The sequence below is a fragment of the Leptolyngbya sp. BC1307 genome (genome assembly GCF_002286735.1).
In the GTDB taxonomy this organism is placed as follows: Bacteria; Cyanobacteriota; Cyanobacteriia; order Phormidesmidales; family Phormidesmidaceae; genus Phormidesmis.
Window position 1 is genome coordinate 61,779 of sequence record NZ_NRTA01000008.1, and the last position, 11,015, is coordinate 72,793.

8 protein-coding genes are annotated in these 11,015 nt (G+C 53.3%); 5 read left to right on the forward strand and 3 right to left on the reverse strand.

What is annotated here, in order from left to right; genetic code table 11:
* Positions 1-33 precede the first annotated feature (33 nt).
* On the forward strand, positions 34-978 hold the full coding sequence (locus tag CKL79_RS07000; protein ID WP_240518727.1) for a DMT family transporter: 945 nt from the start codon (positions 34-36) through the stop codon (positions 976-978).
* Between the two features lie 137 nt (positions 979-1,115).
* Here CKL79_RS07000 and CKL79_RS07005 read toward each other — a convergent pair whose 3' ends face one another.
* Entirely contained in the window at positions 1,116-4,214 is a 3,099-nt protein-coding gene (locus CKL79_RS07005) for an efflux RND transporter permease subunit (protein WP_121968870.1), read from the reverse strand.
* A gap of 3 nt (positions 4,215-4,217) precedes the next feature.
* Positions 4,218-5,561, reverse strand: a complete 1,344-nt coding sequence (locus CKL79_RS07010) for an efflux RND transporter periplasmic adaptor subunit (protein WP_240518728.1) — start codon at positions 5,559-5,561, stop codon at positions 4,218-4,220.
* A 376-nt stretch (positions 5,562-5,937) separates the two neighbouring features.
* Between CKL79_RS07010 and CKL79_RS07015 the strand changes: the two genes are divergently transcribed.
* Positions 5,938-7,194: an ABC transporter permease gene (locus CKL79_RS07015; RefSeq protein ID WP_121968871.1), complete on the forward strand. Its 1,257-nt coding sequence runs from the start codon at positions 5,938-5,940 to the stop codon at positions 7,192-7,194.
* Between the two features lie 210 nt (positions 7,195-7,404).
* Here CKL79_RS07015 and CKL79_RS07020 read toward each other — a convergent pair whose 3' ends face one another.
* The gene (locus CKL79_RS07020; RefSeq protein ID WP_121968872.1) at positions 7,405-7,833 is read right to left on the reverse strand and encodes a hypothetical protein; all 429 of its coding nucleotides are present in this window, start codon (positions 7,831-7,833) and stop codon (positions 7,405-7,407) included.
* 231 nt (positions 7,834-8,064) lie between these two features.
* On the opposite strand from CKL79_RS07020, the gene CKL79_RS07025 reads away from it, so the two are divergent.
* The 3 genes from CKL79_RS07025 to CKL79_RS07035 all read left to right on the forward strand — a co-directional run bounded on the left by CKL79_RS07025 (position 8,065) and on the right by CKL79_RS07035 (position 10,804).
* A complete protein-coding gene (locus CKL79_RS07025; protein ID WP_121968873.1) occupies positions 8,065-8,667 on the forward strand; it encodes an ester cyclase in 603 nt (200 codons plus the stop codon).
* A gap of 202 nt (positions 8,668-8,869) precedes the next feature.
* Positions 8,870-9,424, forward strand: a complete 555-nt coding sequence (locus CKL79_RS07030) for a hemerythrin HHE cation-binding protein (protein ID WP_121968874.1) — start codon at positions 8,870-8,872, stop codon at positions 9,422-9,424.
* Positions 9,425-10,090: 666 nt separating this feature from the next.
* Positions 10,091-10,804: an SDR family oxidoreductase gene (locus CKL79_RS07035; RefSeq protein WP_121968875.1), complete on the forward strand. Its 714-nt coding sequence runs from the start codon at positions 10,091-10,093 to the stop codon at positions 10,802-10,804.
* Positions 10,805-11,015 lie beyond the last annotated feature (211 nt).

An 11,015-nucleotide genomic window follows, 5' to 3' on the forward strand; every position in this document is an offset into this window, starting at 1 on the left:
GAATACCGCTGCTAACTCTACCCTAAGATAGGGGTGCAAACGTTCTGGCACAGTTTGGCAATGGTGACTACGCCCCGCGCGTCTGCTCTGGCCTGGGGCTGTTTAGCGGCATTCACCTGGGGCCTGACGGGGAGCTTTATTAAGCTGCTGCCTGGCTTTTCAACCGTTGAGGTTTTAGCCGTTCGGATTTTGATAGCCTTTGCTGTTACGCTACCGATCTTTTTGGTCCAGCCGGGGCTGCTGTCGGCGTCTTTAGCCTTAGTGCGCAGGCCAGTTGGTATTTTGCTCTCTAGTCTGATGGTGTTTTACTACCTGTTTGCAGTGCGGGCATTTCAGCTAGCGCCAGTAAGCGATGTGACGCTAATGGTCGGGCTGTCGCCGATTTTGGGTCTGGCTTTTAAGCTGTTAACCAGAAAAGCGCTGGTGCGTTCAGAAATCGTCGGGGCGCTGACTGCGTTTGCCGGGTTGCTGCTGTTTGTCTTGCCCAAACTGCAAGGGGCTGCGGGCGATCGCAAGACGTATTTAACCGGTCTGTGTTTTGCTGCGCTCGCCGCCTGTGTTTCACTCGGCTATGCGGCCCTCTTTAAGCACTGCGCCGCTAGTAAAGTTTCGCTGAGTCCGATTGCAGTCTCCTGTACGACTTTTGCGATTGGCTCAGTAGCGATCGCCCCCATTGCCCTGGTCAGCTCGCCCGCCCTCTTAAGCAAACTAGCGCAGCCTCATGCGCTCACGATTGCGCTTAGCCTGGGGATTGTCTCAACGGTCGTGCCGACCTTTTGCTACAGCTATGCGGCCAAGCATTTGCCGCCCGTGTTGACGACTGGGCTCAATTTGCTTGTCCCGATTTTCGCCGCCCTACTGGCCTTCTTTTTGCTGGGTGAAACACTGCCGGGGCTTAGCATGGTGGGCGCAGTTCTGGTTTTAGTTGGCGTTATGGTACTTTCTACCGCTCGGCTAGGGGCTAGCCTTGAGCGATAACATCGGGGCGTAGCAGCACAAAGTCCCAATAGAGCACGACCCGGCATGGTATCGGCGATCGCCTTTGTCATACTCTATCTGAGGGCGCTGAAATATCGATTCAAGACAATACAGGGACGGTACTGTAAGGGTCTCCCTTAGTCAGTGATTGGGACTTTGGGCATTGATTTTTTGCCGATGCCGGTGGCACGGCTGAGCACCCGGGCGCTACGGCTACGGGCTCCGCTGATGTAGGTGAAAAAGACAGGGACGACGACCAGCGTGAGCAGCGTGGACGTGGAGAAACCGCCGATGACGGCGATCGCCATCGGGCTTCGGGTGTCGCCACCTGCGCCAATTGCCAGCGCGATCGGCACCATTCCGGCCATCGTCGAAATCGAGGTCATGAGAATAGGCCGCAGACGGGTCATCCCCGCTTCAATCACGGCCTGACGACGAGACTTGCCTTCCTGCACCGCAAGCAGCGCGTAGTCCACCAGCAAAATAGAGTTTTTGGTGACCAGGCCGATCAGCAGCACCATGCCGATCAGGGCAAACAGGCCCAGTGGCTTTTGGGCAATTAGCAGACCCATCAGGGCACCGCCCAGACATAAAGGCAGCGCCACCATCACTGCAAACGGATAGAGAAAATCGTTGTACAGCAGCACCAGCACGGCGTAGATAATCATTACCGCTGTACCTAGCGCCAGGCCAAAGCGGCTGAAAATCTCTTTTTGAATTTCGGCGTCTCCTGTGGGCTGCTGTCTCACGCCAGCGGGCAGATCTTTGAAGGCGGGTAGTTCGTCTACGGCTGCAATCGCTTCGCCCAGGGTAATGCCCTGTAAGTTCGCACCGACGGTGACCTGACGGGAGCGGTCAAACCGATCAATCTGCGCGGGGCCACTGCCAAACTCAATGTCGGCGACGGCGATTAGCGGTACCAGATCGCCATTTTGGGCGGGTACCTGAAGGTTTTGCAGGGTGCTGAGGTCGTTGGTAGAGTCGGGATTGAGACGAACGCGGATGGGAATTTGGCGATCGCCCGCATCAAAGTCAGCCAGATTCGATTCGGTATCTCCCATCGTCGCTAAAGATGCCGTGCGGGCAATACTGCTGACCGACACGCCTAGATCAGCTGCTCTAGCCGCATTTGGCTGGATCAAAATTTCGGGCTTGACCAGCGCTGCCGTAGAACTAACTTCGACTAGACCGGGTAGCTGCTGCATCTGCTGAGTAAGGTTTTGGGCAGCTTCGTTTAGCCGTTCTGGATCTTCTCCGGTCAGGACGACTTCAAACGCTTTGCTGCTCCCTGCGCCCCCCTGATTTTGGAAGTTAATACGCGCCCCTGGCACAGTTCTGAATTCATTTCTCAGTTTCTCTTCAAACTCCGCTCTGCCAATTCGCTCACCTTTGGGTTTAAGCTGCACAAATGCGGTTGCCTCCGCCGGTGACTGCACGATAAACACGCGCTCGGTAGCGTCGTCGGCCAACAGCAGATCGCTCACCCGGTCTGTGAGCTGCTCCGTTTTCTCCAGGGTAGAACCGGGCGGTAGCTCAACCGACACTCGGCTTAAGTCCGTATTGCCCGCGTCGAATAGAGACGTGGGAATAAAAGGAACCAGAGCCAGACTGGCGACAAAGAAGGCAACGGCCAGGGTGATGGTCATCAGACGATGCTTCAATGCGCTGTTAAGCAATCGGTGATAAGGCAGCAACCGCCTGGGCACGCGCGTTCCGTCTGCGGCTAGTACGGTGTTCTCTTCGCTGGTGTCAGACTTCGGCTTGAGTAAGTAGGCCGACATCATTGGCGTCACCAGTCGGGCAACTAGCGTAGAGAACATGGTGGCAACGGCCACTGTGACCCCAAAGGGCTTGAAGAACTGACCGGGAATGCCGCCCATGAAAGCGACCGGGATAAAGACGGCCACAATGGTCGCCGTGGTCGTGATCACGGCTAGCCCAACTTCAGCGGTAGAATCTAGCGACGCTTGAAAGGGCGATTTGCCCATTTGAATATGGCGCTCGGCGTTTTCAATTTCGACAATGGCGTCGTCTACCAGGTTGCCGACGGCCAGCGTCAGCGCCAGCAGCGACATGCTGTTGAGGGTGTAATTGAGCGCTTGCAACACCAAAAAAGTCGGGATGATAGACAGCGGCAGCGCGGTTGCTGTGATCAGCGTGGAGCGCCAGTCGCGGAGGAAAACACCGACCACCACAATGGCCAAAATACAGCCCAGCACTAGCGAGTCAATAGACGCCTGATAGGAGTCACGGATTTCGGTCGCTTCGGTGTAAATGAGCTGAAAGTTGATGTCGTCGGGGAGGGTGGCTTCAAGATCGGCGATCGCTTCTTTTACCCCTTCTTCTACCGTAACGACGATACTGCCCTTACTCCGGTAAACCTGAAAGCCAACCACCGCTTCGTTGTTGAGGTAGGCCGACTGCCGCACTTCAGCAAAGTCATCTGCGACGGTTCCCAAACTATTTAAAGGCACCGTACCGCCACTGGGTAGGACGACCTGAAAGCTTTGGATAGCCGCAACCGTCTCAGCGCTGCCCAGCGTACGAATGCCCTGCTCTACGCCAGAAATATCGCTGCGGCCACCCGGCAGGTTGATATTGAACTGGCGGATTTGGTCATTGACCTGAGTAGCGGTAATGCCCAGCGCGTTTAGCTGCGAGGGGTCTAAATCTACGCGAATTTCCCGGTCTAAGCCGCCCGTGCGCTCCACCCGGGAGACGCCTTTGGCCGACAGCAGCCGACGGCTGATGGTTCTATCTACCAGGTCGCTGAGCTCTTCGACTGAGCGCTGATCCGAGCTGACGGTGTAGATCACGACAGGCGCGCCGCCGGAGAACTCCAGTCGTCTCACGGTGGGGTCTTGCGCATCTTCGGGGAGGTCTTGCCGAATGCGGGTAATCGCATCGCGCACGTCGTTGGTCACCTGATCGGTATCTACGCCAAGGTCAAATTCGATCACGGTGGTCGAAAATCCATCGCTCACCGTGGAGGTGAGATTGTCGATATTGCCCAGGCCCGCGACGGCGTCTTCTACTTTTTTGGTGACCTGAGTTTCTAGCTCTTCGGGGCCAGCGCCGGTTTGCTGCACTTCGACAATCACAGCGGGCACGTCAATATTGGGGTTGGAGTCGATGCCGAGCTGACCAAAGGCGACAATCCCGGCGACCGTCAGCACCAGAAACAGCACAATCGTGGGCACCGGGCGCTTAATTGACCAGGCAGAAATATTGAACATAGGTTACTTTACGACCTCTACAATGTCGCCATCCTGGATGTAGCTAGCGCCTTCGACGACGACCGCAACGTTGGGCTGCAATCCTGAAGTAATTTCGGTTTTGGCGGGGGTGTCGCCACTAGCTGAAATGCGATCGCCCACTTCCACCGTCCGGGCCACGGCTTTGCCTTCTGCGCTCACGGTATACACCACAAAGCCGCCGTCGGGCTGGGGTAGCAAGGCTTCAGCCGGAACCACAACGCCCTGACGCGAGCCTGTGACAATCGCCGCTTGCAGAAACATGCCGGGACGGAGGCGATCGCTCCCCGGCAACCCAATTTTCGCCGTGGCCTGCCGGGTCTGCGGGTCAACCGTTGGGTCGATGCTGCGAACGCTGCCCTCCAGTCGTAAGGAAGGGTCAGAATCGGAGGTGATTTGCACTGGCGCGCCCAGGTTGACCTGAGCGATCTGAGTCTGAGGGATCTTGACGGCTAGCTCTAGCTGGTCGCCGCTGATAATTTTGAACAGGGGCGTGCCAGCTGAGGCAATATCACCGACCGTAGCAGTTTTCTCGGCGATGATGCCGCTCTCCGGAGCGAGTACTTCAGTCTGCGCGAGCTGAGTCTGGAGCTGATCGACTTCGGCCTGACGGCTGCGAACGGTGGCCTGAGCGCTTTGAATCGCGGCGGCACCTGCGCCTACCGTCTGTTCTGCGGTCGCAACCTGGGTACGGCGACTGGTCAACTCCTCCTGGCTGATCGCCCCCCGGCTGTACAGGCTGGCGTAGCGGTCGAGGCTTTCTCTCGCTTCGGCCAGAGAAGCGGCAGACTGGGCTCTTTCAGCTTCAGCCTGGGCGACCTGGGCGCGGGCGGCGGTGACTTGAGATCTGGCCTGTTCTAGCTGCGCTTCTAATACTGAGCTGTCGAGGATGGCGAGGACTTGACCGGCGCTGACGCGATCGCCTTCCCGCACCCGCACCGACTGAATCTGCAAACCGCTGGCCCGAGGTGACACTGAAAGCAAGTCAAAGGCTTCTACCGTGCCATTAGTGGTGATAGTTTGGCGAATTGGCGCAGTTTCAGAGCGCGCTACCGTCACACTGGCGCTAGCGACCTGCTCACTCTCAGCCGGGGCTGCCGGCGGCGAAGATTGCGACATCAAGCGGTTGCCCAATAGCGCCAATCCCAAGCCAATCCCTAGCCCAATTAGCAGCCCCTGCGGGCCGCTCAGCCAACCTATTCCCTTTTTCTGAGGCTGGGGCTGACGGGTGGGTCGCTCTGTAGAAGATCGCTCTGTAGAAATAGGAACAGGCGGCAGACTCGAATTCAGCAAGTTATCTTCGCTGTTATTGAGGTTTGGGTAGGTCACAGGTAAGGTCAGCCAATAGGTGCAGACGAATAGATCGAGACTGAAGTATCAGACCGGGCCTCCGCGTCAACCCAACTAAACCGAGCAGGCTAGATCTGTCAGAAAAAAACGCCGAGACATCGCCGAGACATCAGATGAGGGCAGTTAACAAAAGTTCATTCTAACCAAATTATTACGGAATTGTTACGGATTGCTCACTGCCTAGGAGACGCTATCGGCCACCCGCAAAACAGACACATCCCCCCTTGTATTTGTGGGTAATTGCGCTAGTCCATCTTTAAAGCGCCACTTGACAATCGCGGCCTTAACCCGTCAGAGCGCTAAATTACTGCTACTCTGAAGTTTCAAAATAGCGTTCAGTCATAGCGCAGCAAATATGGAAACCCGATCCTGGTGGCAAAAGCTCAAAAACAACTCCATGGCTCGCTTTGGGGCGACCGTGCTGATTATTTTTTACATTGCGGTCATTTTTGCTGACTTTGTTGCCCCTTACGATCCCCTTGCTCAGCAGCCTAACGGCTCTCTGCTACCCCCTACCCAAATCTATTGGCGTGGCGCTGATCGTTGGCGCGGCGCTGAGCGGGAGTTTATAGGCCCCCACGTTTATCCAACGATTCAAGGCCCCATAGACTTAGACACGGGCCGTCAGGAAATAGAGGTAGACTACAGCCGCCCGGCCCCCATTCGTTTATTTGTGCGCGGCAGCGAATACCGTCTGTTTGAGCTGAGCATACCCATCATCACTAGCTTGTCTTTCGATGGTGAAATTACCATGAGAGAGCAAGACATCTTTCCAGGCATTCCAAGCGATCTGCATCTGTTTGGCACGGTGGGTCCGGCTAGCCCAAATGCGATCGCCGCTGACCCTACGATTGGTGAGGCAACCGAGGGCGAAGACGCACCTGAAGCGGTCTCTATTTCTCCGGCCTATATAAACCTGCTAGGTACCGACAACGCGGCCCGCGATGTGCTCAGTCGCCTGATATACGGCGGACGCATCAGCCTGAGCATCGGACTGATAGGAATTGCGATTTCTTTTCCTTTGGGGCTTTTAGTCGGGGGAATTTCTGGCTATTTCGGCGGTTGGATCGATTCGGTGTTGATGCGCCTGGTCGAAGTAATTATGACCATTCCTTCGCTTTATTTGCTAGTGGCGCTGGGGGTGATTTTGCCGCCTGAGCTGAATAGCTCTGAGCGATTTTTGCTAATTATTTTGATTATTTCGTTTGTGGGCTGGGCGGGGCTAGCCCGGGTGATTCGTGGCGAGGTGCTTTCCATTAAAGAGCGGACGTTTGTGCAGGCTTCGCGGTCTATGGGTGGGCGCAGTCTTCACATCATCACTCGCCACATCTTGCCGCAAACGGCCACCTACGTCATTATCGCTGCTACCCTATCGATTCCAAGCTACATCGTTGCAGAAGCCGTTCTCAGTCTGATTGGGTTAGGCATTCAGGAGCCGGACCCGTCTTGGGGCAACATGCTCTCAGCCGGTACCAATGCCTCTATTTTAGTGCTCAACCCCTGGCTGGTATGGCCCCCGGCAGCGCTGATTGTGATCACCGTTTTGTCTTTCAACCTGCTTGGCGACGGCCTCCGCGATGCGCTAGATCCTCGTAGTTTGCAAGAACGTTAGCCACGCTGCTATCTGCAAAAAAAAAATTAGGATTTTATACTCTACAGGGAAACTAGATGGCACATTTTCCTGAGCAGCTTTTCTATCTGCCTCCTGCAATAAAAAAGCCTCTGACCAGGCTGCATCTTATGAGACCACCTCTACTTTTCTACTTTCTTCACACAATGGCCTCAGGGCTTGCACAGGCAGATAGGTACTAGCAGATAGGCACTATAGGACAGCGCGTGTATCAAGGTCTCTCAAATAGTAAAGCGCAAAGCAGGCGGCGAGCATTGGCCAAGCGGCGTAGAACAAAATGTTACCGCTCTCAAAAGGAGCTAGATATTTAGGGAACGATACCAGCGTAGAGGCGGTGTGCATCAGCAGTACCAGTCCATAGGTAATTCTTTTCTGGTAGCCCAGCAAAAAGCCCACCATGATGATTAGCTGTAAAGTTCCTAGTATGTAGACCAGGCCGGTAGTGACGCCGCTCACCCCATAAAAGGCTTTAAACACAGCAGCCGTATGATCTGGCTGTACGAATTTGTCTATCACCCAGATCATCATGGCGACGAATACGCTGAGCCGGGTCAGCAATAGTACCCGCGATACGCGCTGAGCGATGGGGGTGCTGGCTGATTTTATATTGGTTTCTATCATGAGCTTTGCGCCTGTCTGCGTAGGTAGGGCCTGTGTAGATAGCGTTATTGTGGCGCGATCGCCCCACCCCTAAATGAGTGCCGACTTAAATCGCGCTTAATTCTTTAGCTGTCTGCCCCGAAATCATCGGGCCTCACCGCCGTTTGCAGTATAGTTTTCTACAAAAGGCCCCTCATAATAGAGCTAGTTGCCTCTGCTCGACTTAGCCGCCTGCTTCTGAGAAAGTTGCCCATGTTTTATGACCTGCTCGCCACTCAAAATAGAGCCCTCGTCCTGCAGTTTTACAAGGCGTTTGATAATCGTCGCCAGCAAGAAGGTCTGTCGTTGCTCTCTACAGAAATGGTGGCCCATATGGCCGGGATAGAGGCCCCTCTCAGTCAGGCAGACTTTATCAATGTCGGCACAGAACTATACAACGCTTTTCCCGATGGGCGTCACAGTTTTACTCAGGTGATTGCTCATAAAGACACTGTGGTAACCAGCGGCTTTTTTGCCGGCACTCATTTGGGGCCATTTCAGGGCTTACCCCCGACTGGTAAAGCTGTTCGCTTTGCGGTGATGCACATTGACCGGGTGAGCCATAGCAAAATTGTGGAGCATTGGGGGCAGGGAGATAGCCTCTCGCTAGTACAGCAGCTAGGTGTCAAACTTGTTCCTGGCCCTGGCATTTTGCTAAAAATGGGGCTTAAAGCGGGCAGACGAGTGCAGAAAGAAGCCTTCAGTCGGTTGAGCGCCGTGACTCAGCCCGATCAGGTCGCTGACCTATCTGGTGTCGAACCTGGCGCTGACTCATCGAGCTATTCGTTGGCAAAACCACAAGATCCATCGCTATAGCATTGAAAACCTCTTCTTCTCTCTGTTGTCATTCTAAAGAGAGACTTTTCGGCCATAGACGTTATCAATCGGCCTATCACAATAGATGTCGGCTGAATCACCCTGAAGGAGGAAGAGACTTTTTGAAAATCACGGAATCATGATAGGGGTGATTTAATTGACCGCAGAGACTTAAAAAGAACTGTGGTTTGGAGATAACAATATGGCTGATATGACAACACTGGCAACTAAGCTAGCTGACCTAAAACTGTTTCAAAATGTTTTGATCGAGGCTGGTCAAAAACTGATGGCAGAGACGACTGACAGCACGATTAAGAAGCGGTTAGAAGGGATTGTGAAGAGCGATCGTGACAACCTTCCCGTAATTGAGGAAGCAATTACTAAATTTGGCACTCGCGCCGAACCGCGTGACATCACACAAAAGCATGCTGAAGCCGTCAGCAAAATGATGAACGGCTCCGAGCTAACCCCATATGACAAGTTCTTTCAATTTGAGCTGCTTAAGCATCAGCAGTCCATGACCGGCTTAGTTTTGCACAAAGCCGCTCAGTCTTTAGACAAAGAGCTGCAAGATGCCATGGAGCCCTTGAACAAAGTCAATTTCGAGAACCGTGCTCATCAAGAAGTGCTCAAAGGTGTTTTATACTTTGTTGGCACCCGAGAGCTAGCTGGCAAAGAGCCTGATATGGGCCTGTGGGCTAGCGTTGAGCAGGGGGTTGCCGCACTTAAAGGAGCTGTCGGTAGCGCTACTAGCTAGTTACCGTAGCCACGGGGCATCTGTAGATTCCCCTTCTGCTAGCTGCCAAGTCTTAGCGACTCTGATACTGTAATCAGAGTCGCTTTTGCTATCTAATATCAGCTGGCTTTTTGCTGCTCAATCAGGAACGTGTTTCAGTGTAGATATCTTATAGAGGCTTCAGTCAAGCAATTGGGCGCAGCTACCGCGTATTCCCGTTCAAAAAGTGTATTGCTATGAAATTTCAGTTCTCTTACACCAGACTGTTCTTTGAAGACTATACAGCTTGCTATGAATTTTATTGCACATTTAAGGGTTAGACGTGACCTTTACCTCCGAAATTGATTTTTATACAGCCCTGATGGATGGCAGGGTTGGGCTGTCGCTAATCAGCCGCAAGGAAATTATTGAACATTTTGGTAGAGAGACCCCGCTCTTTTTTGAACATAAGAACGATAGCATTGCGCTGAGCTTTCAGAGTAGATCACGTTGAGGAGGCCTGTCAGTATTTGAAGGCAATAAGACATAGAGATTGTTAGATCGCCCCGGAACTTTTTGGGTTGGGGGATTAGAGCGGCTTTGGTGAGGGGCCCGGAGGATAACTCAATTGAGATATCGCAGATGGGTGAGATAGTAGGCGTAGAACAGAGATAAGTTAAGACGTAAATCTAAGCTGGGTAAACACGAATGGTCTCTCAACCGATACACAAGACGGCCTTGGTAACAGGTGGTAATAAAGGCATTGGGTATGCGATTTGTCAGGGGCTATTGAACGCTGGATTTGATGTTTTTTTAGCGGCTAGAGATGCCGAGCAGGGTAGGCTGGCCGTAGAATCGCTATCTGCTGAGGGCAAATCAGCACGGCTAATCGTGTTAGATGTTGCTGATGATGACAGCATAGAGGCCGCTGCTAGCAGCATTGCTCAGATCACAGGTTCCCTAGACGTGTTAGTTAACAATGCTGGCATTTATCCAGATGAGGGTGTTGATATTCTTACGGTCTCTAGAACAGTGTTAGCTCAGGCTATGAACACCAACGCCTTTAGCTCGCTCGAAATGACTCAAGCTTTTCTCCCTTTCTTAGAAAAAGCAGACAGCCCCAAAGTCATCAACATCTCTAGCGGCAATGGCCAGCTCGAAGGCATTTCTGAAAATGTTCCGAGCTACTCCCTTTCTAAACTGGCGCTCAATGGCGCAACTATACTGTTAGCCAATAGTCTGCGCCCGAAAGGTATTGCCGTCTATGCAATGTGCCCGGGATGGGTAAAAACAGATATGGGCGGTCCGTCGGCCCCGCGATCGCCAGAAGAAGGCGCAGACACAGCAGTTTGGCTAGCAACAGCCGCTGGCATGGCAGAGAGCGGGAATTTTTTCCGCGATCGTACTCAACAACCTTATTGAGCGTCGCTGTCCTTGAAGTGAACTACACCTGAGCAAGCAGCTAGACAAAACGATGGGCACGGTTACCTGATTATTAGAAACGGCTACGTAGATTCACCGATGCTAATCTACGTGGGTTCAGTGATATTATTGCCGTGTAGTGCTTGCAATACTTTACATCTAGCTAATTTTACTGAGGTCCAAGTAAATAGACTTGGCCGGGATTCCTTTC